This window comes from Brevibacillus agri (assembly GCF_004117055.1).
Taxonomy (GTDB): Bacteria; Bacillota; Bacilli; order Brevibacillales; family Brevibacillaceae; genus Brevibacillus; species Brevibacillus agri.
Window position 1 is genome coordinate 1,226,264 of the sequence record NZ_CP026363.1, and the last position, 26,887, is coordinate 1,253,150.

Annotated in this window: 28 protein-coding genes; 21 read left to right on the plus strand and 7 right to left on the minus strand. The window is 51.5% G+C overall.

Features of this window, described 5'->3' with window-relative positions; genetic code table 11:
* Positions 1 to 49: 49 nt before the first annotated feature.
* The gene (locus tag BA6348_RS06140; protein WP_005833343.1) at positions 50 to 253 is read left to right on the plus strand and encodes a YwbE family protein; all 204 of its coding nucleotides are present in this window, start codon (positions 50 to 52) and stop codon (positions 251 to 253) included.
* A gap of 116 nt (positions 254 to 369) precedes the next feature.
* On the opposite strand, the gene BA6348_RS26520 is transcribed toward BA6348_RS06140, so the two are convergent.
* The 3 genes from BA6348_RS26520 to BA6348_RS06150 all read right to left on the minus strand — a co-directional run bounded on the left by BA6348_RS26520 (position 370) and on the right by BA6348_RS06150 (position 2,105).
* Entirely contained in the window at positions 370 to 546 is a 177-nt protein-coding gene (locus tag BA6348_RS26520) for an SRPBCC family protein (protein ID WP_005833345.1), read from the minus strand.
* 165 nt (positions 547 to 711) lie between these two features.
* Positions 712 to 1,272, minus strand: a complete 561-nt coding sequence (locus tag BA6348_RS06145) for an isochorismatase family protein (protein WP_122953515.1) — start codon at positions 1,270 to 1,272, stop codon at positions 712 to 714.
* A 284-nt stretch (positions 1,273 to 1,556) separates the two neighbouring features.
* Positions 1,557 to 2,105 (minus strand): GbsR/MarR family transcriptional regulator, encoded by a 549-nt coding sequence (locus BA6348_RS06150; RefSeq protein ID WP_005833348.1) that lies wholly within the window; start codon positions 2,103 to 2,105, stop codon positions 1,557 to 1,559.
* 258 nt (positions 2,106 to 2,363) lie between these two features.
* Here BA6348_RS06150 and proV point away from each other — a divergent pair, with 258 nt between their 5' ends.
* The 3 genes from proV to BA6348_RS06165 are packed head-to-tail and all read left to right on the plus strand — an operon-like array spanning position 2,364 to position 5,364.
* Entirely contained in the window at positions 2,364 to 3,587 is a 1,224-nt protein-coding gene (gene proV, locus BA6348_RS06155) for a glycine betaine/L-proline ABC transporter ATP-binding protein ProV (protein ID WP_005833350.1), read from the plus strand.
* Positions 3,587 to 4,426: an ABC transporter permease gene (locus BA6348_RS06160; RefSeq protein WP_007783036.1), complete on the plus strand. Its 840-nt coding sequence runs from the start codon at positions 3,587 to 3,589 to the stop codon at positions 4,424 to 4,426. Before proV ends, BA6348_RS06160 begins: the two co-directional genes overlap by 1 nt.
* Positions 4,427 to 4,437: 11 nt before the next feature.
* Entirely contained in the window at positions 4,438 to 5,364 is a 927-nt protein-coding gene (locus BA6348_RS06165) for a glycine betaine ABC transporter substrate-binding protein (RefSeq protein WP_005833353.1), read from the plus strand.
* A gap of 143 nt (positions 5,365 to 5,507) precedes the next feature.
* Here the strand turns inward: BA6348_RS06165 and BA6348_RS06170 are convergent, their stop codons facing one another.
* Positions 5,508 to 6,698, minus strand: coding sequence for an ISL3 family transposase (locus BA6348_RS06170; protein ID WP_129552170.1), 1,191 nt, complete (start codon positions 6,696 to 6,698; stop codon positions 5,508 to 5,510).
* 204 nt (positions 6,699 to 6,902) lie between these two features.
* Here BA6348_RS06170 and BA6348_RS06175 point away from each other — a divergent pair, with 204 nt between their 5' ends.
* The 7 genes from BA6348_RS06175 to BA6348_RS06205 all read left to right on the plus strand — a co-directional run bounded on the left by BA6348_RS06175 (position 6,903) and on the right by BA6348_RS06205 (position 12,749).
* Positions 6,903 to 7,100, plus strand: coding sequence for a hypothetical protein (locus BA6348_RS06175; RefSeq protein WP_129552174.1), 198 nt, complete (start codon positions 6,903 to 6,905; stop codon positions 7,098 to 7,100).
* A 160-nt stretch (positions 7,101 to 7,260) separates the two neighbouring features.
* On the plus strand, positions 7,261 to 8,127 hold the full coding sequence (locus BA6348_RS06180) for an McbB family protein (protein WP_122952626.1): 867 nt from the start codon (positions 7,261 to 7,263) through the stop codon (positions 8,125 to 8,127).
* Positions 8,120 to 8,950, plus strand: a complete 831-nt coding sequence (locus BA6348_RS06185; protein ID WP_005829458.1) for a SagB/ThcOx family dehydrogenase — start codon at positions 8,120 to 8,122, stop codon at positions 8,948 to 8,950. The genes BA6348_RS06180 and BA6348_RS06185 overlap by 8 nt, the downstream gene beginning before the upstream one ends.
* The gene (locus BA6348_RS06190; protein ID WP_005829460.1) at positions 8,940 to 10,019 is read left to right on the plus strand and encodes a YcaO-like family protein; all 1,080 of its coding nucleotides are present in this window, start codon (positions 8,940 to 8,942) and stop codon (positions 10,017 to 10,019) included. The genes BA6348_RS06185 and BA6348_RS06190 overlap by 11 nt, the downstream gene beginning before the upstream one ends.
* A 12-nt stretch (positions 10,020 to 10,031) precedes the next feature.
* Positions 10,032 to 11,144, plus strand: coding sequence for a YcaO-like family protein (locus BA6348_RS06195; RefSeq protein ID WP_081592037.1), 1,113 nt, complete (start codon positions 10,032 to 10,034; stop codon positions 11,142 to 11,144).
* Positions 11,145 to 11,225: 81 nt separating this feature from the next.
* A complete protein-coding gene (locus BA6348_RS06200; protein WP_005829464.1) occupies positions 11,226 to 11,984 on the plus strand; it encodes an ABC transporter permease in 759 nt (252 codons plus the stop codon).
* A gap of 27 nt (positions 11,985 to 12,011) precedes the next feature.
* On the plus strand, positions 12,012 to 12,749 hold the full coding sequence (locus BA6348_RS06205) for an ATP-binding cassette domain-containing protein (RefSeq protein ID WP_005829466.1): 738 nt from the start codon (positions 12,012 to 12,014) through the stop codon (positions 12,747 to 12,749).
* Positions 12,750 to 12,758: 9 nt separating this feature from the next.
* Here the strand turns inward: BA6348_RS06205 and BA6348_RS06210 are convergent, their stop codons facing one another.
* Entirely contained in the window at positions 12,759 to 13,085 is a 327-nt protein-coding gene (locus BA6348_RS06210; RefSeq protein WP_005829467.1) for a DUF1254 domain-containing protein, read from the minus strand.
* Positions 13,086 to 13,441: 356 nt separating this feature from the next.
* On the opposite strand from BA6348_RS06210, the gene BA6348_RS06215 reads away from it, so the two are divergent.
* The 6 genes from BA6348_RS06215 to BA6348_RS06240 all read left to right on the plus strand — a co-directional run bounded on the left by BA6348_RS06215 (position 13,442) and on the right by BA6348_RS06240 (position 19,328).
* Positions 13,442 to 14,332: a DUF2167 domain-containing protein gene (locus BA6348_RS06215; protein WP_025844796.1), complete on the plus strand. Its 891-nt coding sequence runs from the start codon at positions 13,442 to 13,444 to the stop codon at positions 14,330 to 14,332.
* A 194-nt stretch (positions 14,333 to 14,526) separates the two neighbouring features.
* Positions 14,527 to 15,138 carry a DedA family protein gene (locus tag BA6348_RS06220; protein WP_005829471.1) on the plus strand — a complete coding sequence of 204 codons (612 nt, stop codon included), beginning with the start codon at positions 14,527 to 14,529 and terminating at the stop codon, positions 15,136 to 15,138.
* Between the two features lie 122 nt (positions 15,139 to 15,260).
* Entirely contained in the window at positions 15,261 to 15,815 is a 555-nt protein-coding gene (locus tag BA6348_RS06225; protein ID WP_238501632.1) for an amine oxidase, read from the plus strand.
* 97 nt (positions 15,816 to 15,912) lie between these two features.
* Entirely contained in the window at positions 15,913 to 16,569 is a 657-nt protein-coding gene (locus BA6348_RS06230) for an HlyD family secretion protein (RefSeq protein WP_007783027.1), read from the plus strand.
* A 13-nt stretch (positions 16,570 to 16,582) separates the two neighbouring features.
* Positions 16,583 to 18,142, plus strand: a complete 1,560-nt coding sequence (locus tag BA6348_RS06235) for a DHA2 family efflux MFS transporter permease subunit (protein ID WP_005829476.1) — start codon at positions 16,583 to 16,585, stop codon at positions 18,140 to 18,142.
* A gap of 40 nt (positions 18,143 to 18,182) precedes the next feature.
* Positions 18,183 to 19,328: an HlyD family secretion protein gene (locus BA6348_RS06240; RefSeq protein ID WP_122952624.1), complete on the plus strand. Its 1,146-nt coding sequence runs from the start codon at positions 18,183 to 18,185 to the stop codon at positions 19,326 to 19,328.
* Here the strand turns inward: BA6348_RS06240 and BA6348_RS27180 are convergent.
* Both BA6348_RS27180 and BA6348_RS27185 read right to left on the minus strand, forming a co-directional pair.
* Complete coding sequence (locus BA6348_RS27180; protein WP_242507455.1) at positions 19,325 to 20,263, minus strand: vWA domain-containing protein; 939 nt, start codon at positions 20,261 to 20,263, stop codon at positions 19,325 to 19,327. The two genes, BA6348_RS06240 and BA6348_RS27180, sit on opposite strands and share 4 nt — an antisense overlap.
* 8 nt (positions 20,264 to 20,271) lie before the next feature.
* Positions 20,272 to 20,859, minus strand: coding sequence for a von Willebrand factor type A domain-containing protein (locus BA6348_RS27185; protein ID WP_242507456.1), 588 nt, complete (start codon positions 20,857 to 20,859; stop codon positions 20,272 to 20,274).
* A gap of 142 nt (positions 20,860 to 21,001) precedes the next feature.
* Here BA6348_RS27185 and BA6348_RS06250 point away from each other — a divergent pair, with 142 nt between their 5' ends.
* The 4 genes from BA6348_RS06250 (at position 21,002) to BA6348_RS06265 (ending at position 26,786) form a co-directional block, all read left to right on the plus strand.
* Complete coding sequence (locus tag BA6348_RS06250; protein WP_026558032.1) at positions 21,002 to 22,162, plus strand: iron-containing alcohol dehydrogenase; 1,161 nt, start codon at positions 21,002 to 21,004, stop codon at positions 22,160 to 22,162.
* 138 nt (positions 22,163 to 22,300) lie between these two features.
* Complete coding sequence (locus BA6348_RS06255) at positions 22,301 to 23,365, plus strand: AAA family ATPase (protein ID WP_122952623.1); 1,065 nt, start codon at positions 22,301 to 22,303, stop codon at positions 23,363 to 23,365.
* A gap of 3 nt (positions 23,366 to 23,368) precedes the next feature.
* Positions 23,369 to 25,174 carry a DUF2201 family putative metallopeptidase gene (locus BA6348_RS06260; protein ID WP_122952622.1) on the plus strand — a complete coding sequence of 602 codons (1,806 nt, stop codon included), beginning with the start codon at positions 23,369 to 23,371 and terminating at the stop codon, positions 25,172 to 25,174.
* A 202-nt stretch (positions 25,175 to 25,376) separates the two neighbouring features.
* The gene (locus BA6348_RS06265) at positions 25,377 to 26,786 is read left to right on the plus strand and encodes a sigma-54 interaction domain-containing protein (RefSeq protein WP_005829486.1); all 1,410 of its coding nucleotides are present in this window, start codon (positions 25,377 to 25,379) and stop codon (positions 26,784 to 26,786) included.
* Positions 26,787 to 26,887 lie beyond the last annotated feature (101 nt).

Consider the following 26,887-nt stretch of genomic DNA (forward strand, 5'->3'; position numbering starts at 1 on the left):
GTGGGACAAAGAACGAAAAAGTCATCGAACGAGGAAAGGAGGGACTGCCATGAACGGGAAAAACCGCAAAGACATTGCCCCTGGCCTGGAGGTCGACATCGTGTTGAAGCAGGATCAGCGCACAGGCAAGCGGACGCGCGGAATCGTCAAGGACATCCTGACAAATTCGAGTACGCATCCGCACGGCATCAAGGTGCGCCTGACCGATGGACAAGTCGGCAGAGTGCAGGAGATTATCCGCAAAGGGGAGTAAGGGCCAAAAGACGGGATGCAGCCACAAGGGCGCGCCCGTTTTTTTATTTGCAACGAGTTCGCGCCGAAAGGACAGGCCAGTCTAGCTGCGCTCGGCCAGTTCAAATTCGGCGACGGTCAATTTGGCATAGCCGGCCATTCCATGACGCTTCCGAGCGTCAGCGGCGCTTGTCCGAAGTCTTCCGGTACGTCGTCCCACTGCCTGATAAAATGCGGATGAATCAAGACTTCCCAGACTTTTTCGGGCGCGGCATGAATGACGACTTCATGAGAAACCAGAAGTGACGTAGACAAGGGGGAGTCCTCCTTTGGGATAGAGCGTATTTGTTTCTTCTATAATTATCATGATTCACTGCCTCCATCGAAGCGGGGCTGCTGAGCCTGTTAGTTGCCGCAGCCGGAAAGCAAGCAAAAAAAACCGTCCTGTCCGGACGGTTTCTTCGGCGTAGCCAGGAGTGGCTAGCGGTACGTATCGTGCGTAGGAGTAAACAGGTCCTCCGTGGAATCGCGCACCAAAATGAACGGGTCAATGTTCCCGAGGCCATGCAGGCAGGCGTTGTGGTGGGCGATGATTTGCTCGGCGGCCAATACGGCATTGTCAGTCGTCGAGTGCCCGTCCCGGACGAGCGTGACGTCATAGCCGAGCGTCGTCGCTCTGCGGCAGGCGCTGTCGACACAATACTCCGTTTTGCAACCCGTAATGACGAGATGGTTGATTTCGAGAAGCTGCAACTGGTCATGCAGATCGGTTCCGTGAAAAGCATCCGTGGATTGCTTCAGGACGACTGTTTCGGTCGGGAGCGGCGCCAGCTCCGGGTGGATGGCGAAAGCGTCAGCCCCGGCTTCGGCGACATCGGTATCCTGCACGTACAGGACCGGAATCGCCCGCTTCCACGCTTCCTTCCTGACCTTTTTGATCGTCGTGACGAGCGCGGCGTTTTGAAAAACGGGGCCAATCGCCGGGCCATCGACAATCCCTGTCTGTGCATCAACAATCAGAAGCGCTGTTTTGCGAATCATCCTGTTCCTCCTCAAAATAACGGGGGGCTAACGAAGCAGACCCCCCATTTCCACGTTTGTTTTTTTCGTGCATGTATGAAAAAGTCGCTTTGTTTGCTTGTTCATCACGATCCGCTCCTTTCTCGGAGTCAGGCTGGGCCAGTCATTTGCGTCGTGCCCGCTTTCGTCATTGTAACACAACCGCTGCCAATATTCAGATTTTTCCATCGGTCACATCAAAAAAAGACTCACCCCTTACTGACTGCCAGTCAAGGAATGAGTCTTTTTCGCTGCGCCAAGCTGCTTTACGAATCGCTTTCTTTTTTTGGTACAAACTGAAAAATATCGTGGGATTCAAAGGCGTCAATCAGTCGCGACAGCCACAAGTAATACTCCAGGCCGTTTTCAATCCGGCTGATGCTCAGCTCGACGCGCGCCCTCAGCTCATCGGACAAATCCTCGGACTGCTGGAGGGTGCGCAGCTCGTGTAGCGATTTTTTCAGGCTGTGCACGTTTTGCTCGCTGGCATGGCGCCACTTCACGGAGAACAGATCAATGAAGTTTTGGTACCAGTCCAGATTGACTTCGTAGTGGTCTTTGCGCGTTCCTTTTTTCCATATCTTTTCTACCATATTTAAGTCCATCAAGGTGCGAACGCCGGTGCTCATGCTGGTCTTGCTCATTCCCAGCGCTTCTCCCATCTCATCCAGCGTCATTGACTTGTCCTGAAACAGCAGCGTGCCATACAACAGCCCGGTCGACATCGTGATGCCGTACAAATCCATGTTGCGGGCCAACGTTTCAATCACGCGTTCCTGAGCCTTTTCGAGGATTTTTTCCTGATTCGTTTCCATTTTGAAAAAAGCAGCTCCTCTAGTCATTTTACCTGACTAGAATTGTACGTTTCCGCAAGCAAAAAGTAAATGGAGATATCAAACAGTATATACGAGATATACTGCGAATACAGAAAGAAAAGTACGTAAAGTTTTTTCTGAACGCTGAAAATGCCCGATTATCGAGTCTCATCCAGTTTGAGGTAAAAAACAGGGCTGGTTACAATTGTAAGGGTAATGAACAGTCCGGATACGGGCGTAACAGTTGGAGGTGACCATATGCCCAAGATCAAAGTAGAGAATTTGACCAAAATCTTTGGACGACAGCCCCAACGCGCACTGCCCCAGGTGAAACAGGGGAAGACCAAACAGGAAATATTGAAGGAAACGGGTCTTACCCTTGGGGTGAACCAAGCGAGTTTTGAGGTGCATGCCGGCGAAATTTTCGTCATCATGGGGCTTTCGGGTAGCGGGAAGTCGACGCTGGTTCGACTCTTGAACCGGCTGATTGAGCCGACAGAAGGCAGAATCCTGATTGACGGTACGGATATCGTCAGCATGAACACAGAGCAGTTGCAGCAGGTCAGAAGAAAGAAGCTCGGGATGGTGTTTCAAAAGTTTGCCCTGTTTCCGCACAGGACCGTCCTGGAAAACGCAGCGTATGGCCTGGAAATCCAGGGAATGCCCAAAGCTGAGCGCGAAGCCAAGGCAAAAGCGTCACTGGAGTTGGTCGGTCTGGCAGGCTGGGAAGCAAGCTATCCCGATCAACTCAGTGGGGGAATGCAGCAGCGCGTCGGTCTGGCGCGTGCACTTGCCAATGAGCCGGATGTGCTTCTGATGGACGAAGCATTCAGCGCACTGGACCCGCTTATTCGCAAGGACATGCAGGATGAGCTGCTGGAATTGCAAAGCACGATGCAAAAAACGATTATTTTCATTACGCACGACCTCGATGAAGCGCTGAAGATCGGGGACCGGATCGCCTTGATGAAGGACGGCGCCATCGTGCAGATCGGCACGCCGGAAGAAATCATGACCAATCCGGCCAACGAATACGTGGAGCGCTTCGTGGAAGACGTCGACCGCTCCAAGGTGTTGTCTGCGGAGAACGTCATGAAGCGGGCAGAGACGATCACCCTGGACAAAGGGCCGCGCGTCGCCTTGCAGATGATGCGGGACCGCGGCGTATCCAGCCTGTACGTGGTCGACAGGAAGAAAACGCTCCTGGGCGTGTTGACCGCAGACGCCGTCAGCGAAGCGAAGGCACAAGGAAAATCGCTGGAAGGCGTACTGCGCACAGAAGTGCCGAAAGTCGGCCCGCAGACGCTGCTCAATGAACTGTTTGACCTGGTTGCTTTTTCCGATATTCCGGTGGCGGTGACAGGTGAACAGGATCGCCTTTTGGGCGTCATCGTAAAAGGCGCCGTACTGGGCGGTTTGGCAGGAAAAGTGAACCAGGAATCGCCGCTGCCGGCAAATGAAGAAGGGCAGGTGGATGAATGATGGATCAACTTTTTCCGAAGCTGCCCCTCGATAGCTGGGTAGAAACCATCGTAGACGGACTGGATGAGCATTTGGGCTTTTTGTTCGATTTTATTTCGACATGCATTGGCGGGACGGTCGATTTCTTCAATCTGATTTTGACTGGACTGCCGTTCTGGGTGATTATCATTTTGCTGACGTTGCTGGCGTACCGCGCCGGGAAGCTGTCTATCGCTCTTTTTACTTTCATTGGACTTCTCTTGATTCAAAACCTGGGTTATTGGGAGCATTCAATGGAAACACTTGCGCTGGTGCTGACCGCCGGGCTCATCTCGATCATCATCGGGATTCCCGTGGGAATCTGGTGCGCGAAGAGTGAATCCGTGCAAAGAGTCGTGACGCCGTTGCTCGATTTTATGCAGACGATGCCTGCATTTGTGTACTTGATTCCCGCGATCTTTTTCTTCGGTCTGGGAAAGGTGCCGGGTGTTATCGCTTCGGTCATTTTCGCGATGCCGCCGACGATCCGCCTGACCAACCTGGGTATTCGCCAGGTGCCGGCGGACTTGATTGAGGCGACAGAGGCGTTCGGTTCGACCTATTGGCAAAAGCTGACGAAGGTGCAGTTGCCGATCGCGAAAACGACGATCATGGCGGGGGTCAACCAAAGCATCATGCTGGCGCTGTCCATGGTCGTCATCGCTTCGATGATTGGAGCGAAAGGACTTGGCGCGGACGTCTATCGCGCCGTGACGCAGATCAAGATCGGAGAAGGCTTCGAGGCGGGACTGGCGATCGTCATTATGGCGATTTTGCTGGACCGCATCACGCAAGGGGTAGGAAAGAGAAAAAAAGCGTAGGAGGGGTTTTCATGAAAAAAGCAACCTGGAAAGGATTGGCCGTCGCACTGGGACTCAGTATGGTGATGGCGGGCTGCTCAAGCGCTGGAACTCCACAAGGCAATGAACCATCCGGCGGCGACACTGGCTCGGCAGCATCCGGCAGCGTAGGAGCGACTGTCGACCATAAAATTATCGGGATCGACCCGGGTGCCGGACTGATGAAGGCGACGGAAAAAGTCCTCAGCGAATACGAGCTGAAAGACTGGGAGCTGGTGGAAGGCTCCAGTGCCGCGATGACGGCTGCCCTGACGCAAGCGTACAAGGACAAGAAGCCGATTATCGTCACGGGCTGGACACCGCACTGGATGTTCTCCAAGTTCGAGATGAAGTACCTGGAAGACCCGAAAGGCATTTACGGACAAGACGAGCAAATCCACACGATCGTGCGCAAAGGCTTGAAGGAAGAACAGCCGAGCGCCTACGCTTTCCTCGACAAGTTTGCCTGGACGCCTGCTGACATGGAAAAAGTCATGCTGGACATCGAAAACGGCAAAAAGCCGGAGGAAGCAGCAGCCGAGTGGGTGAAAAACAACGAGGCGACCGTAAACAAATGGGTCGAGGGCGTTCAGCCTGTCAACGGCCAAAAGCTGACGCTTGCCTATGTAGCCTGGGATTCCGAGATCGCCAGCACGAACGTGGTGAAAACTGTCCTGGAGCAAAAGCTGAACTATAAAGTGGAGCTGAGCCAGGTCGAAGCAGGCCCGATGTGGGTAGGCGTAGCGAACGGCGACGTGGACGGCATGGTTGCCGCATGGCTGCCAACGACACATGCGGACTACATGGAGAAGCTCGGCAAAGACGTAGAGGACCTCGGACCAAACCTGGAAGGAACCAAGCTGGGCCTGGCCGTGCCGACTTATATGGATATTACGTCGATTGAGGATTTGAAGAAGTAACGAAGAAAGCCAGCGTCGCAGGGGAGTCATTCCTGCGAGGCTGGCTGTTTTTATGTAAGAAGAAAGGTGAGTTAAAAATTTGTAATTATTAAGCTCTTCACCATAAAACGTGCTTGATCTCCCTCTATCGCAGTTTTTCGTAGTTATGTAGCCGGTTTACACTCCAGTCTAATGCGAATCTTGAATCTCTCTAGATTGCGGTAGCCGTAGGCTCTTCGTTTGATTACCTTCACTTTGTTGTGTGTCCCTTCAATCTTGGCATTCGTTACCCGAAAGGAAAAATAATGCTGAATGGGCTCTTGCCACTGGACAATCGTTTTGGCAATGGAACGAACCGCAGGAGTCGGAGAATAGAGATGGTCGACAATCCATTTCTGAAGCGCTTCCTCCCCTGCCTCTTGGGTTTCAACGGCATACACGGTTCTTATGTCTTGAAGCGCAAAGTAGAGTCGTTCCAGATGTGGATCTTCTGCTAACCAAATCTTCAGTTCCTGAAGCTCTTCGGGCTTCAGCTTGTCAGGGATCGTATGGAGCAGGCGTTGCTCATGTCTGCCCCGACGATGTGTTCCACGAGCATGAGTGCGTTTTCGGGTAGCTTCCAACGCTTTAGAGAAAAGCTGGATCACGTGAAATTTATCTGCTACCACAAGGGTATGCTTCCAGACCTGGCGTACGGTTTCAGCCATTCCTGGAGCCAAATCCGTGACAACTACCTGGGGAACCTTACGAAAAGGCCATTGCTGCAGCGCGTTTCGTACTTGTTCACGTGAACGTCCTTCTGTGACTTGCCAGATATGACCGGTTTGAGCATCCATGAGGTTCACGCCATACTTATGTCCTTTTTGCAGAGCAAACTCATCCAGACAGACCACTTCAGGAGCTTCATGTTCTTTTGGTTGAGCAAGGCGTTGGGGGGCCAGTTGGTAGTACCAGCGTTCAAGTGTCGAGTAGGCCACACTCAATTGCTTGGCAACCGAGAGCAAATCCCGACTGTGGCACATATCCACCGCCATCTCTTGAAAAGCAGAGGTGACGGATCCTCGAGGCGGGATACCGTTCCATTCCACTGTCCATGTAAGCCCACAACTCGCACAGCGCTGGCGATACACGGGAACGGATACCCAGACGGTCCCCCAAGCAGGAACGAAACGATGACGAAGAATACGCCGTCCAGGACGTGCATGGTTGGTACTGGCTCCGAGGCAGATCGGACAAAGATGACAGGCAGAATGCGGTTCCAGAACAGCGATCCAATCCGTTTCCTTTGTTTTTTCCCAATGTGTGAGATGGAATGATGGAAGTCTGATAAAGTCTGTGCTAAAATCAAGGCACAACGCAGATTTCCTCCTTTTCAGTGGTTGTCTCGACAACTCCCACGATAAAGGAACATCTGCGTTTTTTCAATGTCTAGCACGGGTTATGGTGATGAATCAATTATTAATTTATTTTTCTTTTATTGACAAAAAGAGAGTATTTTTTTACTATTTAGTTGGTGGTATTTTTATCCATCAATAACTTTTATTAGGGGTGTAAGAAGCGTGGAGAAAGAAATTGTTCGCGGAGCAAACAAGGAAATCATTGGGGATGGAGGCATGTTAGGAATTTCGAAGTTTGGGGTTGGTTCAAATTTCAATACTATTCAATCTCTGACAGATAAAAATAAGGGGGGCCGATTGTGCGCTTCTTCCTCTTCTTCAAGTAGTGGTGCTGCCACTATCGGTAAAAATAACCGATAATTCTTATTTTACTGGGGAAGACATCGTTTCCACATGAAGTTTATTAAGCCAAATTCAAAATGGAGCTTATTGACAACAATAGTTACCCGCTATTTTGAATTTGGCTATCTACATAACTTTTAAAAGAGTAGAACAAAAAATAAAATGATGGTGAATTAATATGACTTCTAATTATCGGATCAACAGATTTCTGTGTCATTCCTTACAGAATGGAGATGTAGTAGTTCAAACTGCAAATGGAGTAATGAAGATTCATGATAAAGATCTCATTGATTTAATTCAATCGTGGGATCGAACGGGCAAGAAAGAAATTTCAGAGTCTGTGCTTGAACAAATTTTCAAAGAAGAAAAAGAGGAGGTTATTGGTTTTCTAGCAAGCAATGGGTTAATACGTACAGTGAAAGAAAAAATGCTCCGAATAGATTCCGTTACTATTATGACCAATGATGATTTTTTAAGGTCAATATTAATGAATACATTAGTTGAAGATTTTCAAGAGAATCTGGCAATCACGTCACTTTCAGTTGATGACATGCAGCCTTGCGAGGAAAATGAATTATCCCTTGTATTTCTAAATCCCTATAACAAAAGTTTAGGAAAAAGAATCAGGGATAGACATATGGAATCAAGCAACTCTTATTTATTGATGAGTTATATATACAACAATAAATTTTATATGGACTCGCTTTATAACCGTAATTGGGTTAATCCATGTCATTGTTGCCATATAGGTCATATTGAATCGCATATGAGAATTGGAAGTGCTGATAATTTAACTTATCAGCAAGTCATTGACATGCTTTATTCTCTGGAGGAAGACATCAAAATCGGCGTTCCTTTAACCAATAGCCAACGAGTTATTATTGCATCATGTTTGATTAAGCGTATGCAATTACTTTTTCATGATTTTACTTACTCAAAAATTCATCATGAAGATATTAATAGAGCGATGGTCATGAAACTGGATAATTTTAAAATATATGAAGATACTTCGATTCATTGGGAGTTGTGTGATTGTTATGAATAACATAAGTGAAGATTTATTAGTAGAGCAGAGAAGAAAGAATGATTTTGCGAATCATTTACAAGCAGAAGTTCTCTCTAATAGTTTATTGGATCAAGTTGTTAAGATGCATCAGGAAGGATGCTGGATATCAGAAATAATGTATGAATATGAGGAAGAGCTACTAGAGTGGATGGAATTAGTGGAATTTACAGATATTATACCGGAGTATTACGAAAAATCATTCCAATTTAAAATCGAACAAAAAACTGTTGAACGTACTAGGAGCTGCCGAACATTTAAAGAGAATTGGAACATAAATACGGATGATTTTGGGATCATCCTTCGAGACTCATTCGGCAGATTTTCCAACACTTTAACCAAGAACTATCCTTCTGCTGGAGGCTTGTATCCGGTTTTACCGCTCGTATATGTATTTGACGAAGGTGTCTTAAAAGGGATTTCTGTTAAAGGATGCTATTTGTTTCATTCCTCGAAAAATGAACTGATTTTACTTAAAGAATACGATGAGGAACTTTTAAATTTAGTAATCAATCAAATTAACCCTTCTGACCGAAGTTTATTTTCTAAAATCGCTATTGGCTATGCCATTGATTTAAAAAGAGCTATCACCAAATACAGAAAACGAGGGTACAGATACGCATTAATTGAAATTGGCGCAATGTGTCAGAGTTTCAGGGAGACATTAAGTAGGTTTGACAGTAGCTTAGGTGAATTTTGTTTTGCGGGGTTTAATGACAATGCCTTGACTCATTTATCTGGCTTAAACGCAAGATTAGCGCCAGTAACATTAATTCAGTGGTTTGGTGAAAGAAATGATATTTGATGTGTCGAAAAGAAACTTTGGTTATAAGGACTCACTCTTCAACAATAGACCAGTTTATTTAGCGACTTCAAGAATCGGAACATTCAGGAGGGAAGACGGTGGAATAGGACCAGTAGATTGTGGCGCTATTTCTCAAAGAAAAAGAAAGTCAGTTTTAAAGGCGTTTTCTGAATCAATAGAGCGCAGAGCATTAGTAATTGGAGCTAGAGGGGACGCCATTGAGGGTTTGGCAGAATCGTTTGACATAATGAATAGTAAGGTTGCAAAGATTCCTAGACGATTTACGCAACTATGCAAGGAAGATTCTATCGTTTGTGATACCACGGGTACAGCAGCACACTTTAATAGTAAGTTGGCTCAATCAAATGCAATTAAAGAATTATTAGAGAAAAATTCAACGTTTCTTTTTTGGTATGGGAGACAAGGGAAAAAAATTGATTTATCTCAACACTATTCTATATACGTTAGTCTTTTTCAAGCAGAAGGATATCAAGTACAAGCATACGTAGAAGAGACATTTAAACCATTAAAAGTAGTATTTGTTTTTGCAAAGAATGCAAATCACATTACTCCCTTTACTTTTATGACAGGAGTAGGCTCAAGTATTTCTCTTTCGAATGCTATTCACAAGGGCTTGTCAGAAGCATATTTACTAAAAAACGTTTATGATGACTATTTTTATAGATACCAACTAGAAGGGCTTGAACCGAGTTCGTACACGGCGATTGTCCTAAAAGCCCAAACTGATAGCGAATGTCTAAAACACCTTGAACTGTTCAACAAGCTGGATACTTATCAAGAAGTGGACGAAGATATCACGCTGTCTGAAGCCGAGGTAGAAACTGATCTGATTGTGAAAAATTTACCAGTTTGGGTCAAAGAGTTGCACACTACAGTTTTATATCAAACCGTAAATAAAAATCTAATTATCATTAAAGCATATTCGCCTAATCTCTATAATCATGTTGCACTGAAAACGTATATTGATCTTGATAGAGATGTGAACAGGTATACAGTTAATTTAACTCAGGATACTTTGAATCATATACCAACGTGTCCAATATTATAAAGGAGCTTTTCCATGTATTATGTAACGAATAGTCCCAATCATGGACATGCTTTTGTGGCAAATCGAATATGGATAAACAAAGGAATATTTCAGTGCGGGTATTCCAATTGTTATGTAGATTGTGCAATACACAAAGCTGCCTATGGAAATTCAGTGAAGAATAACACCAGGAAAGCAATGGCTGCTGCAATTGGGGAACACCTTGAAAGGCTAGCGCTTTTTGCCCCAAGGATGAAGGCAATTCAGGAAAATGGTAGCGCCAGCACAGAAGCCTTTAATTTAATAACTGGAGATACAATAAAAATACCTTTGGATTTTGTCATTTTAGAGTATGGCCATCCGGTTTTTAAAGATAAAGATATGCATAGCTCTTTCAGTGATACTTGTGGAGTAGCTTCACATACTTCCAGTGCTTATGCAATAGAAGCAGCATTTTTAGAATTTATCGAAAGACAGTCGCTAATACATACATGGTTAACTAAGAAAGCAGGAAGATTACTATCATTAAAATTATTGGAAAAACAAAGTGTTTACAATATTATACAAATGAGCAAGACATATAAAGGAATTCAGGAGTTTTACTTGGTTGATATTTCAATAACGGATGACGTCCATGTCGTACTAGCTTTAGGTTTTGGAAAAGAGTCTTTCAGTATTGGGGCAGGGGCACATTGGAATCTGTTAGATGCGGTTAATCGAGCCATGAATGAGTATTTTCAATTTATGACTGGTTTTTGGGGAAGGGAGAACGAGGGGGAAAGTATAGACGGCGACTTGTATTATGACTTTTGTAACTCATTAAGCCCAGAGAAATTTCGAGAAGAATACGCATTCTTGACTGATAATAAAAGGCAGCTTGAGGAGAATATTCCCTTAACGAAAACATCTCAAAAAGACACGTTCATTGAAAGAGTTCAAAGAGTGGTAAATGATCTAGATATTTCTGTTTACGCAACGTGTGTTCCTGAAACAATGGAATTCAACACAAAGGTTGTTAAAGTATTCTCACCTGATTGTTATCCGCATATGAATACTGCCTTACTTGATCCACAAGAATATCGCTTCTCCAGAAAATTTGATCGATCTATATATAAAAACCTGAACAAGCTGATACCGTTCCCATAAGAAACACTTACATGGTTTGCTAAAGGATTCATTACGCCTGAAAATGTAAAAAAATCAAAAAGAGAAAGGAAAAGGAACCGAATGCTTAGAAAATCATACGAATTTTTTATCGTATTTATCAAGTCGATGATCGATGAAAAAATTGCGTTAGCCTGGTCGATCCTGTTGCCTCTGTTGTTGTTTTTTTCTATCAATTACAGTTGGTTCCACGCCAAGCCGGATGTTTCGAAAGCTGTTTATTACTACGCCAGTTTTTGGGCCTTCTCTGCAGTGCTGGTAGTGTTTAACGGGATTGGGCTAAGATTAACCGATTTTCGAGAGTTAGGCATCCTGAAAAGCTTTGTCTTCATCTGCGGCTCAAAAGTTCCTATTATCGTGGGACTTTTACTCAGTCAAATTGTTTTTGGGCTGGTTAGTCTCGCTTTGTTTACGGTTGTTATTTCCATCGTCTTTGATTACCCTATTTTTCTTCTGTTTTTCACTGCTACGTGTACCTATTTGGTCGTTTTACTCCCGCTTTTTATGTTGTCTCTCTCGATTGCAAGCTTGTCGGTAAGGGCTTCATCTGCCTATACGCTTGTCAATATGCTGATTTTTCCGGCGACGTATTTGGCTATCTATCGTGGCGAGTCTACCGATTTTTTTACTACTATCCTTTACTATTTAAATCCGGTTGAATATGTGTTTCGCTTTTCCGTGTTTACCTATGATGCATTGACCAATAACCTTCACCTGAATAGTAACCACCTGTTTCTTTTGGTCATTTCGCTGGTCTACATCGCGATTGGGGTCATTGCATGGTCGAAAATAAAAATCGCTTCAACCGTAAGAAGAACCTAATCTAAAACAGGAAAGAGTGGAGAACAGATGATCGAATTAAAAAATATATCGTTTTCCTACCCGAAGAGTGAAAAGAAAGCGATCAATCAACTGAATATGAAACTGGAGGCAGATAAGGTCAATGTGGTCATTGGCCTGAATGGGGCAGGGAAAACAACGCTTTTTGATTTGCTGACGGGAGTGTTAGCGATTCAGGAAGGCGCGATTGATGGAATCCCTCAAGCGAAAGAAATCGTATATCAAACGCAAAGCTTGTACTTTTCCCCCATTTTGAAAGGCAGGGACATTGCGCGACTTATTTTACATATAGCGGACAGAGCGTTCGATAAAAATCCGGAGATGTGTTTGTCTCTGCTGGATGACCGAGAAAGAGAACTGGTCAGGGAGCTTTGGAATCGGAAGTTTGGGCAAATGTCTGTTGGCGAAAGGAAGTGGCTGCTCGTCACCTTGTTTGCCGAGATCAACAAAAGCTTCTATTTGTTTGATGAGCCTACGAGTGGGGTTGACCCTTCGGCCAGATTAAAAATATTGAACAAGATTGCGGGCATAGCCAAAAAAGCCGGGCACACCGTTATGATGTCGACTCATCAATTGCAGGAGCTGGAATTTATCGATTGCAAAATTTTCATTCTTCATGCGGGGAATGTGAAGTATGCAGGCTCCTACCAGGATTTGCTGACTACGTACAATACCCCTAATCCGGACAGGGCGTTTCAGTACTGTATCGAAAGCGATGACCGCTCCTTGGGAATTGCCCATTACTAAATCCATTCATTATATAAGCAAAAGGCATTGTCGGCGGAAGAGAGACAATGCCTTTTCGCTGTTCAGGCTGAACGCAAACCTGATTTGCTGCTCAACGCTCCAAAGTCTTCGTTTGTTCAATAGCTGGCCAGACTTGCTGCTTGCGGAAGCTGGCGGGATCGTAATCACGGGCGTATGCGGCGGAGGATTTCCTATCCAGTTCGGACCCACGAGCAAGTAGCGTGCTGCCTCTTGCCGGGTTGAGCGGTTGGAGACGTTGCGAAACGTATTCGTGTACACATCCAGCATTTGCACGGTAAAATAGCGGTTTTGCGGATTGGCAGGCTCGGCCAACATAACAGAAACGAAACGAGCAGGGAACGATTTTTCTCGCGGAACGAAGCATGCTTATCCTCCTGTCGGCGAGCGGGCAATCTGGTGAATAGTGCTATTTTTCTTCGCGGGACGGCTGTTTTATACGAGGACAAAAAGCCGTCTTGCGCCTTTGCCCGGGGACAGACAGGAGCGGTCTGCCTGCACGCAATCCGCCCTACAAAAGTTGAGGCGAAAGTAATAAAAAAACAAATCATTAACCATTTATATCCAGGAAATACGATTCATTTTTCCCTGTAATTTCTAAATCATCTTTGTAATAGGAAAATAATCCCGGTAAAATGAGGGGGTTCGTGAAAAAAAAGATTGAGGGGTTTAGCATGAGAAGACAAGCCTGGCTATCATCTTTATTTGCATGCATGTTCGCTTTTGCGGCCGTGCTCCCTGCGAGTGCAGCAGGGAACTACAATATTGTGGAAAGCGGAACGAAGGTCGAGATGGAAGGGAAGTTTTCCTTCACGGTTCCGGAAAACATGATTTTTCTCAACAAAGACGACACGATCAAAATGGAGCAGGAGCATGGGGACATCCCGACCATGAACGAGATCGGGAGCGTCCACCCGATTGAAGATAATCAGAATTGGGCCTTGTTCATCGAATACGAGGACACGGGACACATCAGCGACGACGAGCAAAATGAGATTGATGCCGAAGCGCTGCTGCAAAGCTACAAGGACGGCACAGAAGAGGGAAACAAGCAGCGCAAGCCGGAGGAGCAGTTCCACGTCATCGGCTGGAACGTAAAGCCGTCCTACAATGCCGCCACACACGAGCTGGAATACTCGATGCTGGCCGAGACCGCGCAAAAAGATCAGTTTTTGAACTACAAGCTGCAAGTGTTGACGAGAACGGGCCATGTCTCCTTCATTCTGGTCACCGATGTTCCGTCTCTCGTGCAGGACAAGCAGACGTTGCGGGACAAAATCTTGAAAAACTTCGTGGTCAAGGAAGGGCATCGCTACACCGACTTTAACGCGGAGACGGACAAGGTCGCCGAGTTTGGGCTGACAGGCTTGATTCTCGGCGGACTGGGCGTAGCCGCCGCGAAGAAGCTGGGGCTTTTGGCGTTGATTCTGGCGTTTGCGAAAAAAGGCTGGATTTTGATTGTGGTCGCATTGGGAGCGCTGGGCGGCCTGGTGAAAAAGCTGTTGAACAAAAAGAAAAACGGCCAGCCGCCTGCCGATTCGGACGAGGAAAAGCCGTCCGCCTGATGAGTTGGGCATAGAATAGGAAATATAGAAAGAAGAGACAGCCGAATCCTGCGCAAACGAGCGAGCGGAAACAGGCTGTCTTTTTCTACGGGGAAAAAGCCGAGCCGTGTCGTGCCGCGCCAAGTCGAGCCGAGGAAAAAAAGCCAGAATGACAAGCAGTAGGGGGAGAATACAATGGAAGAGGAAAACGTTTTGTGGAGGTAGCCGTGGAACATCATCTGGACCTTTTTGTGATGAAGTACGGATATGTGGGCGTCTTTTTCTCGCTTGCGCTTGGCGTAATCGGGCTGCCGATTCCCGATGAAGTGCTGATGACGTACACAGGGTACGCGGTATCGCGGGGAATGCTGCTGATGCCGTTTGCTGTGCTGAGCGCTTTTTTTGGCGCGGCGGCAGGCATCACGATCAGCTACGCGATCGCCTGCAAATGGGGACTGCCGCTTCTGCTCAAAGTGGGGCCGAATCTTTACATCACCCCGAAAAAAATCGAGTCGACGCAAAAGCTGTTCGCCAAGTACGGTCCCTTTTTGCTGATCGTCGGCTACTTTTTGCCGGGCGTGCGCCACATCACGGCTTACCTGGCGGGGATGTCTGCGATGAAGTACGGCAAGTTTGCCGCTTTTGCCTACACGGGAGCGCTGCTGTGGAGCCTGACTTATTTGCTGCTGGGAAAAATGTTGGAGCGGGAGTGGTACAAGGTAGTCGTCTACATCCGGCATTACGGCTTGACGTTTTTGCTGATCGGCTGCGCGGTCGGCATCGCCGCTTATTTGCTGGTGAAGTACAGACAGAGCCTGAAAACATGAGCGGGAGAAAAAGTTGGAAAAAAGTTCTTTACAAACCGACGGTCGGTTTTTATTATTAGATCATCAGCAAGCCATCATGATGCTTTTCATCCTACATTCATAAGGAGAGTTGTCCCGTGTTCATGACCTTGTTCTGGATTTTTGTTGACCTGATTCCTTTCTTCGTCGCATTTCAGGTGCAGCCGCCTGCGCTCGGCTTCGCCATCGGGTTTGTGCTCGCGCTGTTGATCTACCTGTTTCAGAAAAAGAAGTTTGGCGAAGTAACGACGATCATTGCGATCAAGGTGTTTTACTTCTTTTGCGGTTTCTGGATTGCCCTCTTGTTCCCTGCGTTTCACCTGTTTGATTTTACCCAACTGTTCATGTACGCCATCCTCGCTGTGGCAGCCACCTGGTCGTTGTGCATCAAAAAGCCGTTTACGCTGCAATATGCAAAAAAAGTGGTGCCCGCCGAGTTTACTTCGCATCCGCTGTTTCTGGCCTCCAACTTTTGGCTGACGTTGATTTGGGCAGTCGCGTTCGGGCTGTCGCTCATTTGCTCCGTGCTGTTTGCGCTCGCTGTCATTTCCGGAGATACGGGCGTCATGCTGGTCAACATCTGGAACATCATCGGGCTTGCCGCGACTATTTTTGTCCGTCCCGTTGTGAAGCATTACTTTTTGAAAAAGCAAGGTTAACAAAAGAGGGCAGCACAATGGTGTGTATGCCTGCTATTTTGCTCTACTGCAAACCGACAGTCGGTTTGTTGTGAAATCTGAAAGGAAGAAAGCAGACATGGAGAAGAAAAAGCTGAATCCAAAAGCAATCGTGGCCGTCGTTTGTTTGATCGTGGCGGCGGTCGTGGGTTACTACGGCTACCAGAGCTATTTTTACGTCAAGACGGAGGATGCGGTAGTCACTGGAGAGATATACAAGATCGCGTCCAAGCAGGCCGGAAAGCTGACAAACGTGCGCGTGGATGTGGGCAGCCAGGTCGAGAAGGAGCAGATCGTGGCAGAACAGGAGCAGCTCAACGCCGCCAGCCCTACCCAGGTGGAAAGCTTGATGATCCGCTCGCCGATCAGCGGGGTGATCTTGCAAAAAGTCGCCAAGGAAGGCGAAGTGGTGGGCGCAGGCAACACCGTGGCGCTGGTCGTAGACAAACGGCAACTGTACGTGGAGGCGCACGTGGAGGAAGCAGAGGCAGGTTATGTCCAGGTCGGGCAACAAGTGGACATCGAGCTGGATAAGTACCCGGGCCAGCGGTTTCGCGGGACCGTCAACCGGATTGGCGAAGCGACGCAGTCGACGTTTTCTCTGCTGCCCCCGGTGAATGCGAGCGGCAATTTTACGAAGGTGAGCCAGCGCATTGCCGTGAAAATCACGTTTGACGAAGGACCGTACGATTTTCAGCCAGGCTTGAATGCCCATGTGTCCATCCATGTGCGATAAGGATGTGTAGCTGATGAGTCCACAGGAAAATTTTTGGCCGGGCGTTTTTGCGATTGTGCTGGGCACGTTCATGGCGGTGCTGGATACGAGCATCGTCAACATAGCGATTCCGGAAATGATGAACGTGTTCGGGGCGTCGACGGAAGAAATCCAATGGGTCGTGACCAGCTACACATTGACGATGGCCGCCGTCATTCCGCTGGCAGGCTTTCTCGGCATCCGGTTCGGGATCAAAAAAAGCTACCTCGCCAGCCTGTTTTTGTTCACGCTCGGCTCGCTGTTGTGCGGCCTGGCGGTCAGCAACGCCACGATGATCGCCGCACGGATCATCCAGGCGGCGGGCGGCGGACTGATGATGACGATCGGTCAGTCGATGATCGAGCTTGTCGTGCCGCGGGAAAAAATGGGGCCAGCGATGGGAGTGTTCGGCATCTCGGTTTTCGTCGCTCCCGCTGTCGGGCCGACGCTCAGCGGGTATTTCGTGGAGCAGCTCGACTGGCGTTTCATTTTTACGGTGAACATTCCGTTCGGGATGTTGGCGATGCTTCTGGTCTGGCGTTTTTTGCAGGAAAGCGAAGCGAACCGCAAGCAGCCGTTTGATCTGGCGGGCTTCGTCTGGTCGGCGATTGCGTTGGTCAGCCTGCTGCTCGCCGTCACCAAAGGAGAGGAAAAGGGCTGGGACTCGTTTTACATCGTCTCCTTGTTGATGAGTGCTTTGCTAGGCGGCTGCCTGTTCGTCATGCGCGAGCTGTCGACTGCTCATCCGCTGGTCGATGTCCGCCTGTTTGCCAACCGTCCGTTTACGCTCGGGCTGTTGGTGAACAGTCTGATTATGGTCGGCAATTTCGGTGTGATCTACCTGCTGCCGATCTATTCGGAGAACATGCTCGGCAAAACGGCGATGGATACCGGGCTGATGATGCTGCCGCAGGCGCTCGCTTCCGGGGTGGTGACGCCGCTATGCGGCATGCTGGCGACGCGCATCGGTCTGAAGCCGCTGATTGTCGGCGGGCTTGTGCTGTGCATCGTGCCCGGCTATTTTCTCAGCCAGGTCGATCTGGACACGAATGTGACGACGATTCATTGGCTGCTCGCCTTGCGCGGGGCCGGACTGGGCATGTGTCTGATGACGTCCATGCAAATTCCGCTGGTGGCCGTGTCCGAGCCAGCGCGAGTGCCTGCGGCTTCGGTCATCACGAATATTTCCCGGCAGGTCGCGACCTCGATCGGGATTGCCGGACTTATTTCCCTGTTTTCCCGCAGAGGCGCGGTGCATGCGGCACAGATGAGCGAGCAAGTGACGGCCACACGGCAGCCTGTGCTGGAGGCGTTGTCCCAGTGGCAGCAAATGTACGCGGCCAAAGGGCTGTCGTGGACGGAGGCGTATGCTGCGGCCAGCGGGCTATTCGGCCAGCTCGTAAAAAAATACGCGGCAGTCGCCGCGCTGCAGGACAGCTTGCTTATGGCCGTGCTCGTGCTGGTGGCGGCGTTTTTGACCATGCTGACCGTAAAAGAAAACAAGGCAGCCATGCAAGCAGGCAAGGAGGCGGCAAAGTCCGCAGTACCGGATTAAAGCGATTTTTCCCCATATCATAAATCAGGAGGGTTTCAGCATGAATTGGCGCAAATGGATGGCGGCGTTGGCAGGAAGTACGGCGATTGCTTGCCTGGCAGGCTGCGGCTCGGTGCAGCCCACAGCCTTAACACCTGCAACGCCAGCCTCTGCTCAAGAGGCAGCAGGGGAGGAAGCGGGTACGCACTCGTTCAGCGGGAAAATGGTCGGCATCGAGGAAGTCACGATTTATCCCAAGACGGCAGGGCGAGTGGCCGCCGTCTTCCGCGATACGGGCGATCGGGTAGAAGCGGGCACGCCGCTTTTGGCGCTGGAGACGGTCGAGCTGGAAGCGAGCCTGCAAATGGCAAAAGCCGAACTCGCCTCGGCGCAGGCAAAATGGGAGGAAGCGAAGGCAGGAGCGCGGGTGGAAGACTTGCAGTACGCCAAAGCGGGCTGGCAGCAGGCGCAAAGCAAGTACGAGGACGTCAAAAACGGCAAGCGGCCGGAGGAGCTTGCGCAACTGGCAGCGGCGGCGCAATCGGCGAAATCGGTCTACGATGCCGCCAAAGCGAAGCAGGCCCGGGCAAAGACGCTCTACGATCAAGGGGGGCTTTCCAGCCAAAGCCTGGAGGACGCACAGACAGCGTTGGCGCAGGCAGAAGCCCAGTACGTCCGTGCCCAGGAGGAGCTGAGGCTGGCCCGGCAAGGAGTGACGCAGCCGACGCTGCAATCGCTCGCAGCCAATGTCGAGCAGATGAAGGCGCTGTACGACAAGACGAAAAACGGCCCGACGAAGGAACAGCTCGCCCAGTATGAGGCGGGTGTCCAAAAGGCGCGGGCCGCTGTCCAAAATGCCCAGTATCAACTGGACAATGCAACGCTGAAAAGCCCAATCAAAGGCTACATCAGCATGAAAAGCATCCAGCCGGGCGAGCTGGCAAACGCGAGCATGCCTGTCATGAGCGTGGTGAACACAGACCAACTGTATGTCGTGATCGGCGTATCGGAGGCAGAGCTCGCCCGTTTTTCCCTGAACAAGAAAGCCGATGTATTCGTCGAAGTGCTTCAGCGCCACGTTCCGGGCAAGGTAGCGCGGATCAGCCCAAAGGCAGATGCTGGCACGAATACGTACACGGTGAAAATTCTCGTGGACAATCCAAAAGGCGACCTCCGTTCCGGGATGACGGGCGTCGTTTCGCTTTAATGTTTGGGGAGAGCCAGGCTGCTTTCAACGAGCCGGACAAATTCGCGCTGCTCCTCGCCGGAGGCGTTTGCCTTTGCCAGCTCCAGCACATCGTGCAGAGAGCTTCGTTCTGACCAGGGGCTTTCGCGAAGAATCTCGGCAAACTCGGCGACAGAAGCGAGAAATTTCAACTCGGGCGACAATGTCGTCTGCACCTGCACGGGCTGACTGGTTTCTTCTACGCGATTGGTCGCTACGTCGTGGTGGCGGATGCGCACGGTGCCCAGCGGGGCCGTATCCGCCGCCTTTTTTGGCTTGATCTCGTAAAGCGCGGTGACGGTATGGCCAGCTCCTACTTCGCCCGCGTCTGTTTTGTCGTTGCGAAAATCTTCATCGCGGACGTCGCGGTTTTCATAGCCGAGCAGGCGATACGAGTCGACCTTGGCCGGATCGAACTCCACCTGGATTTTGACATCGCGGGCGATCGTCTGCAGCTTGCCTGTCAGCGCTTCCGTAAACACCCGTTTGGCCTCGGAAAAGGAATCGATGTAAGCGTAGTTGCCTTCGCCTTTGTCGGCGAGCTGCTCCATCAGCACATCGTTGTAATTGCCCATCCCGAAGCCAAAGGTGCTCAAATAAATCTCTTTGCGGGAAAAGTCCTCGATAGAACGCAAGATTCCTTCCGCGCCCGTCTCGCCCACGTTGGCTACCCCGTCGGAGCAGAGGATGACGCGATTGATCGCTCCGCGTTCAAAGGAGCGGGAGGCCAGCTCATAGCCGAGCAGCAGTCCTTCTTCGGCATTGGTGGAGCCTTCGGGTTTCAGCTCGGCAATCGCGGACAAAATCGCTGGCCGCTGCTTGGCGGAAGTCGGGGGAAGCACGACCCGCCCGTTTGAGCCGTAGACGACGATGCCGACCGTATCGTCTGGCTGGAGCTGGTCGACCAGGACGTTCAAGCTTTTTTTCACCAGTTCCAGGCGGTTTTCCGCGCCATCGAGCCGGAGACGTCGATGACGAAGACGAGCCGGGCGGGTTTGCGGTCGTCGCTTGCGATTTCCTTGCCTTTGATCCCGATGCGGACGAGCTGGTGACCGGGATGGAAAGGCGATGGCCCGCCGTCTGTGACGATGGAAAACGTGCGGTCTGTGGGAGCCGGATAAGCGACGGGGAAGTAGTTGATAAATTCCTCCACGCGAACAGCGTCCGGCGGCGGCAAGGTGCCTTCGTGGATGTAGCGGCGCATGACGGTGTAGGAGCCGGTGTCTACGTCTGCGGCAAACGTAGAGAGACGGTCTTCTGCGGCGGAGACGAACGGGTTTGCGCCGTAGTTTTGAAAATACATATCATCTGTGCGCGACGGGATTGGAGTTGGGAGCGAAGCATCTTGCATGGTACGGCTGAGCGCGGATGATTCGCTCGCCGCTTGTTGCGGGCTTGCCGCCGTCTGCGGATGGGACCCGTTGTTTTCCGCGGCGCGCTGCCCAGTCGAGCTGCAGCCGATCAAGGCTGCAACCAAAACGGTCATGCCACTTGCCTTTACGATGTTTTTCATCTGTCTATTCCCCCTTTTGCCTATGAGACGTGGAAAAAAAAGGAACGTTACAGTCGCTGCGGCCTTATTGCGCGAATCTTTTTGCGATTTTCTGGCTCGCGGCTCTTTCAGCTAGTATGATGGGGAAAAGGGAGGCGATACGATGAACGCATACAGCTATTATTGCTCTACACGCATCGAAATGGGGACAGGCAAAGCTGGGGAGCTGCCGAAGCTTTTGCACGATCTGCAAAAAGGCACGTCTGTCCTGCTGGTCAGCGATCCGGGGGTCATCAAGGCAGGGCTGGTCGCGCCGATCCAGGAGGCGCTGACGGCAGCCGGTTTTCAAGTGACGCTGTTTGATCGGCTCAGCCAAAATCCGCGCGATACGGAATGTCTGGAAGGGGCAGTCCTGTTTCGCGACACAGCCGCCGACATGGTCGTAGCGATTGGGGGCGGCAGCGCGATGGATACGGGCAAAACGATTGCGCTGTGCGGGCCAAACGGCGGAACGCCCGCCGACTACGCAGACGGGCGACTGGCCTATGAAAACATCGCGCCGATCATCTGCGTCCCGACGACAGCGGGAACTGGCTCGGAAGTGACGCGCTCTGCCGTAATTACGGAGGCTGCCACGCACCGGAAAATGACGCTCAAGCACGCAGCGCTGCGGCCAGTCCTGGCCGTGCTCGACCCGGCTTTGACGTACAGCGTGCCTGCTGCCGTCACCGCTGCTACCGGAGTCGACGCGCTCGTTCACGCCATCGAAGGCTACACGTGCAAGGTGACGAATCCGATCTCGCAAGCGCTCGGGGCCAAAGCGATGCAGACGATTGTGTCCGCTCTGCCCGCAGCCTACGCAGACGGGCAAAACGAAGCGGCCCGGCACGCGATGCTCGAAGGCAGCCTGCTTGCGGGACTGTGCTTTGGCTCTGCGGATGTGGCGGCTGTTCACTGCCTGGCCGAAGCGTTAGGCGGGTTGTACGATACGCCGCATGGAGTGGCAAACTCCGTCTTTTTGCCGCACGTCCTGCGCTTCAATGCTGCGGAAAACAAGCCGATGCACGCGGATCTCGCCCGCTACATGGGCTTTGCCGCAGATGCCGACAGCGAAGAGGTTGCAGTAGACAAGCTGATCGCGGGCATTGCCGAGTGGACAAGCAGCTTGCACATCCCCAAGCTGAAAGACTTGCCCGGCGTGCGCGAAGAAGACTTCCCCCGCATCGTGGAGCTGTCGATGCAAAACGGCTCGACGCCAAGCAACGTCCGCACGATTACGGCGGACGATTACATGAGCATTTTGGTCGAGGCTTATCAGGCGTAGTTTTTTCTTGCCCGCTGTTCAAATATCTTGTAAAATTAGGAAATCTTTGTGGTGTGACGGTCGCTTATAGTCAATGGAAAAAAACGAGGAAAAGAGGTCGATTGCCGCTACGATTACACAAACAAGAGAGGTACTTACATGAATTTAGCTATTAACGTAACGCAACATCAGCTAATGGACGTGCTGCTCAACGTAGCCGTGGCGCGTCCCGTCTTTATTTGGGGAGCGCCGGGGATCGGAAAATCTGCCCTTGTCGAAGCGTTCGCCCAGCAGGTAGGCTTGCCCTGCGTCTCCCTTTTGGGGAGTCAGTTGGCGCCGGAGGACATTATCGGCGTTCCGCAGATCGTGGAGGGAAAAAGCAGGTTTTGCCCGCCGACGCAAATCGCGCGGGAAGAGCCGTACTGCCTGTTTCTCGACGAGCTGAATGCGTGTTCGCAAGAGGTGCAAAAAGCGTTTTACAGTCTGATTCACGAGCGCAGAATCGGGGATTACCACTTGCCGGAAGGCTCGATTGTGATCGGGGCGGGGAACCGCGCCCAGGACAGCGCGATTGTCAAGCCGATGTCGTCCGCGCTCATCAACCGGATGTTCCATGTGCAGCTTCTCGTCTCCCATGAGCAGTGGCTGAGTTGGGCGTACGCCAACGGGATTCATCCGTACGTGCTGCAATTTTTGCAGGTGCGTCCCGACTATTTGTGGTCGCAGCCGCCCAAGACGGAGGAGCCGTTTTCCACGCCGCGCTCCTGGCATATGCTCTCGGATGCGCTGCACGAATTTGGCGAAGGGCTGACCAGCGAGATCGTCGGGGTGCTCGCCTACGGCTGCCTGACGCCGCAGCATGCCGCACAGTTCAAGGCTTTTCACAAAAACCTTCAGGGCAAGTACCAGCTCAACCGCATTCTGGAGGGCGAGGCGTCGTTCCCGAGTGCGCCGGAGGACCGGGACGTGCTGTATTTCCTCGCCGATTCGTTCCGCGCCCAGATCAAAAAAGAGCTGCCGCCAGACAAAGCTTCCGTGAGCGATGGGCACAAGCGGTTTGCGCATCGGGCCAAGGCTCTGCTCAAAGACTTGTCTGCGATCTCGCTGGAAATGGCGCAGATGGTCGTCGCCCGGCACGAGGACGGGGACGGCTTGCCGGACTGGTTTGTCGTCGAGGTCATTCGCGACTTGCCGCGGCTGGCGATGGACAGAAAGGGCAAGTAGCCGATGGCCAAAGTACAGAGAGGGCAGAGCGACTCGGCGACGCAAAACTACCAGCAGGCAGTGCAGTTTTTGGCGCATCACCCGATGTTTGGGCCGCTTTGCTCCCGTGCCCATTTTTTTCGCGCGGAAAACAACTTGTGCCCGGAGAACGGCTGGGCCGTCGTGACCGCGAGCGGAAGCATTCACGTACACCCCAAGCGCAGGGGAGCGGTGGAGGAATGGATTTACGTTCTCGCACATGCCTTGCTGCACCTAGGGTTTGGGCACTTTGTGGAAAAAGAGCAGCCCGCGCTGTGGAATATCGCCTGCGACTACTACGTCACCCGCTTTTTGAAGGACATGAAGCTGGGCAAGCCTCCCGCTGAGATGGCGTACGCGCTGGAACTGGCGGGAAAAAGCGAAGAGGAGCTGTACAAGTGGTTTGTCGAGCACGGCGTGCCCGAGCAGATGAAGCTGTTTGGAACAGGCGGAGAAAGACAGCCGGATATGCTGTTTTCCGACAAATACGTCCGCTACAGCTACAAGCGGGACGTGAACTGGGAACGGCTCCTGGGCATCGGGCTGTCGCAGGCCGTGCAGAGCGCGGTCAGCGTGGCGGGCGGGTATGCGGATGCGCTGGGGAATGAGGAAAGCAAGCTGTCGGACGCGCAAAAGGCGAAGCGCTGGTTCATCAATCACTACCCGCTGCTCGCTTCCCTCGCCAGCCACTTCACGATCATTGAGGATTCGCTCATTTGCCAGCGGCTGCAAATATCGGTGGCCGCCATTGATGTGACCTCGCAGGAGATTTTTATCAACCCGGCGGCAGGGCTGGACGAAGAGGAATGCAAGTTCGTGATGGCCCACGAGCTGCTGCATGCGGGCTTGCGGCACCATGAGCGCTGCCAGGGACGGGACCCGTACTACTGGAACGTGAGCTGCGACTACGTCATCAATCAATGGCTGATGGAGCTTGGCGTCGGGCGCTTTCCGCAGATTGGCGGTCTGTACGATCCCGATTTGAAGGGTTTGTCGGCAGAGGCCATCTACGACCGGATCGTGACCGATATGCGGACGTACCGCAAGCTGTACACGCTCAGAGGAATCGGCATGGGCGATATGTTGGACGGGGACGACCCGCGCTTTTGGGAAAAGGGACCGGGGACGACGCTGGACGACTTTTACCGCAGCGCGATGTCGCAAGGCTTGATCTATCACCAGGAGCGGGGCCGCGGGCTTTTGCCGGCCGGCTTGGTGGAAGAAATTCGCGCTCTCGGCCAGCCGCCGATCCCGTGGGATGTGCAGCTCGCGCGCTGGTTCGACGAGCATTTTCCGCCGCTGGAAAAAAGACGCACGTATGCCCGCGCCAGCCGCAGGCAATCGTCGACGCCGGACATCGCCCGTCCTGCCTGGGCGCATCTGGAGACGGACCAGCTCGCGCGCACGTTCGGCGTCGTCATTGACACGTCCGGCTCGATGGACAGCAAGCTGCTCGGCAAGGCGCTGGGAGCGATTGCGAGCTACAGCGAGGCTCGCGACGTTCCGTATGCGCGTGTTGTGTTCTGCGACGCACAGGCTTACGATGCCGGCTACCTCTCCCCGGACGATATCGCGGAGCGCGTCAGCGTCAAAGGGCGCGGCGGAACCGTTTTGCAGCCAGGCATCGACCTGTTGGAGAAGGCCGCCGATTTCCCGAAGGACGGCCCGATCCTCGTCATCACGGACGGGGAGTGCGATCGGCTCCGCATCACGCGCAGCCATGCTTTCATGCTGCCAAAAGGAAAACATTTGCCGTTTGTGCCGAGAGGCCCGGTTTTTCGGATGGAATAATGGGAAAGCACCGCCTAGTGGCGGTGCTTTTCCAGTTCCGAAAAAAATGAAATAAGCGGAAAATGGAAATGAAAAATACAAGCAGCGCGGCGATGACGACCTGCACCATGCTTGTTGTCTCACACTTCCACTGGTACGAGCGAACGGTATAAGCTATTCTGTATAATAAATCTGAAAATTAGCAAGAACGGGGAACATAGCCATGACAGAACAGGAGAGCAAAGAGAGAAAACTGCTTTTGCAAGAGGTAGAAGGGCTGCTGTCGCTCATCACTGTGCCGATTCTCGTCGTCGATGCGACGGGGCATGTCATCCACGCCAATCAGGCGGCTGAGCACGTCTGGCAGCGTTCTTTGGCTGTTCTCCTGACGAAAAGCTTGCAGGCGTTCGTCGCTACGTCCAAGCTGCTCGGGTTCGTCAAAAAAGGCAAGCCGCTGCGCGATTTTCCGGTCGAGATCGTGGACGGGAGCGGCAAACGCCTTCCGTGTCTTTGTCGGCTGCACCCGCTGTACATCGACCAAAAGCCGGAGGGCGCGATCTTGCAGTTCACGCGGCAGCAGATGGAGACGGAGCAGGAAAAAAACCGCAAATACGTCACGCGCTATACGTTTGCGGACATTCGCGGGAACAGCGAGGCGATTATCGCCTTGAAAGACTCGGCCAGAAAAATCGCGAAAAGCGACTCGACCGTGCTCATTCGCGGGGAGAGCGGCACCGGAAAGGAAGTGCTCGCCCAGTCGATCCACCAGGCCAGCTCGCGTAGCGACGGGCCGTTTGTCGCGATCAACTGCGCAGCGATACCGGAGGCGTTGCTGGAAAGCGAGCTGTTTGGCTACGAGGAAGGGGCGTTTACGGGGGCGAAAAAAGGCGGCAAGGCAGGGCGGTTCGAGCTGGCCTTGAACGGCACGCTGTTTCTCGATGAGATTGGCGACATGCCGCCGTTTTTGCAAGCCAAATTGCTCCGCGTCCTGCAGGAGCGGCGCATCGAGCGGGTGGGCGGCTCGGAAAGCATCCCGGTCGATGTCCGGCTGATTGCCGCGACGCACAAGGACCTCGACGCGATGATCGTCAGCGGCCAGTTTCGCGAAGATTTGTACTATCGGCTGCACGTCATTCCGCTGTACGTCCCGCCATTGCGCGAGCGCAAAGAAGACTTGTACGACCTGATCCACTACTATTTGAAGCTGTTCGCGGACAAGCTCGGCAAAGAGCCGAAGCTCTTTTCGGCGCAGGCGCTGAAATGCCTGATCGACTACCATTGGCCCGGCAATATACGCGAGCTGGAAAACACGCTGGAGTACATCGTGAATCTGGAGATTGGCGACCTCGTGACGATCAGCAGCCTGCCTGCGATCATTCGCGGAAGCCGGACGAGCGAGGAAGGGCTGGCTACACAGTCGCAGAGCCAGGCAACGCCATCTGCACCGCTTGCTTCTGCCACTCCGGCGCCACAGGCGGCAGAGCTTTCCCTGGAAAAAACCGAGGAACAGCTCATTTTGCAGGCGGTGCAGCGTTTCGGAAAAAGCACCGAGGGCAAGCGCAAGGCCGCCGAGTTTTTGGGCATCAGCGTCGCTACGCTGTACAGACGCTTGCAAAAGCTAAGCCGCAAGTGACGGCCTCACGCAGACGAAAACAGAGGAAAAACGCAATGAGAAGGAGGCCAAAGCCCCAACTTATATCCCGGACAAGCTGGAAACGGGGACGCAAAACCATG

Coding starts and splice junctions, on each gene's coding strand:
- BA6348_RS06140 (WP_005833343.1), top strand. CDS start 50: ATGAACGGGAAAAACCGCAAAGACATTGCCCCTGGCCTGGAGGTCGAC.
- BA6348_RS06145 (WP_122953515.1), bottom strand. CDS start 1,272: ATGATTCGCAAAACAGCGCTTCTGATTGTTGATGCACAGACAGGGATT.
- BA6348_RS06150 (WP_005833348.1), bottom strand. CDS start 2,105: ATGGAAACGAATCAGGAAAAAATCCTCGAAAAGGCTCAGGAACGCGTG.
- proV (WP_005833350.1), top strand. CDS start 2,364: ATGCCCAAGATCAAAGTAGAGAATTTGACCAAAATCTTTGGACGACAG.
- BA6348_RS06160 (WP_007783036.1), top strand. CDS start 3,587: ATGGATCAACTTTTTCCGAAGCTGCCCCTCGATAGCTGGGTAGAAACC.
- BA6348_RS06165 (WP_005833353.1), top strand. CDS start 4,438: ATGAAAAAAGCAACCTGGAAAGGATTGGCCGTCGCACTGGGACTCAGT.
- BA6348_RS06180 (WP_122952626.1), top strand. CDS start 7,261: ATGACTTCTAATTATCGGATCAACAGATTTCTGTGTCATTCCTTACAG.
- BA6348_RS06185 (WP_005829458.1), top strand. CDS start 8,120: ATGAATAACATAAGTGAAGATTTATTAGTAGAGCAGAGAAGAAAGAAT.
- BA6348_RS06190 (WP_005829460.1), top strand. CDS start 8,940: ATGATATTTGATGTGTCGAAAAGAAACTTTGGTTATAAGGACTCACTC.
- BA6348_RS06195 (WP_081592037.1), top strand. CDS start 10,032: ATGTATTATGTAACGAATAGTCCCAATCATGGACATGCTTTTGTGGCA.
- BA6348_RS06200 (WP_005829464.1), top strand. CDS start 11,226: ATGCTTAGAAAATCATACGAATTTTTTATCGTATTTATCAAGTCGATG.
- BA6348_RS06205 (WP_005829466.1), top strand. CDS start 12,012: ATGATCGAATTAAAAAATATATCGTTTTCCTACCCGAAGAGTGAAAAG.
- BA6348_RS06210 (WP_005829467.1), bottom strand. CDS start 13,085: ATGTTGGCCGAGCCTGCCAATCCGCAAAACCGCTATTTTACCGTGCAA.
- BA6348_RS06215 (WP_025844796.1), top strand. CDS start 13,442: ATGAGAAGACAAGCCTGGCTATCATCTTTATTTGCATGCATGTTCGCT.
- BA6348_RS06225 (WP_238501632.1), top strand. CDS start 15,261: ATGACCTTGTTCTGGATTTTTGTTGACCTGATTCCTTTCTTCGTCGCA.
- BA6348_RS06230 (WP_007783027.1), top strand. CDS start 15,913: ATGGAGAAGAAAAAGCTGAATCCAAAAGCAATCGTGGCCGTCGTTTGT.
- BA6348_RS06235 (WP_005829476.1), top strand. CDS start 16,583: ATGAGTCCACAGGAAAATTTTTGGCCGGGCGTTTTTGCGATTGTGCTG.
- BA6348_RS06240 (WP_122952624.1), top strand. CDS start 18,183: ATGAATTGGCGCAAATGGATGGCGGCGTTGGCAGGAAGTACGGCGATT.
- BA6348_RS27185 (WP_242507456.1), bottom strand. CDS start 20,859: ATGAAAAACATCGTAAAGGCAAGTGGCATGACCGTTTTGGTTGCAGCC.
- BA6348_RS06250 (WP_026558032.1), top strand. CDS start 21,002: ATGAACGCATACAGCTATTATTGCTCTACACGCATCGAAATGGGGACA.
- BA6348_RS06255 (WP_122952623.1), top strand. CDS start 22,301: ATGAATTTAGCTATTAACGTAACGCAACATCAGCTAATGGACGTGCTG.
- BA6348_RS06260 (WP_122952622.1), top strand. CDS start 23,369: ATGGCCAAAGTACAGAGAGGGCAGAGCGACTCGGCGACGCAAAACTAC.
- BA6348_RS06265 (WP_005829486.1), top strand. CDS start 25,377: ATGACAGAACAGGAGAGCAAAGAGAGAAAACTGCTTTTGCAAGAGGTA.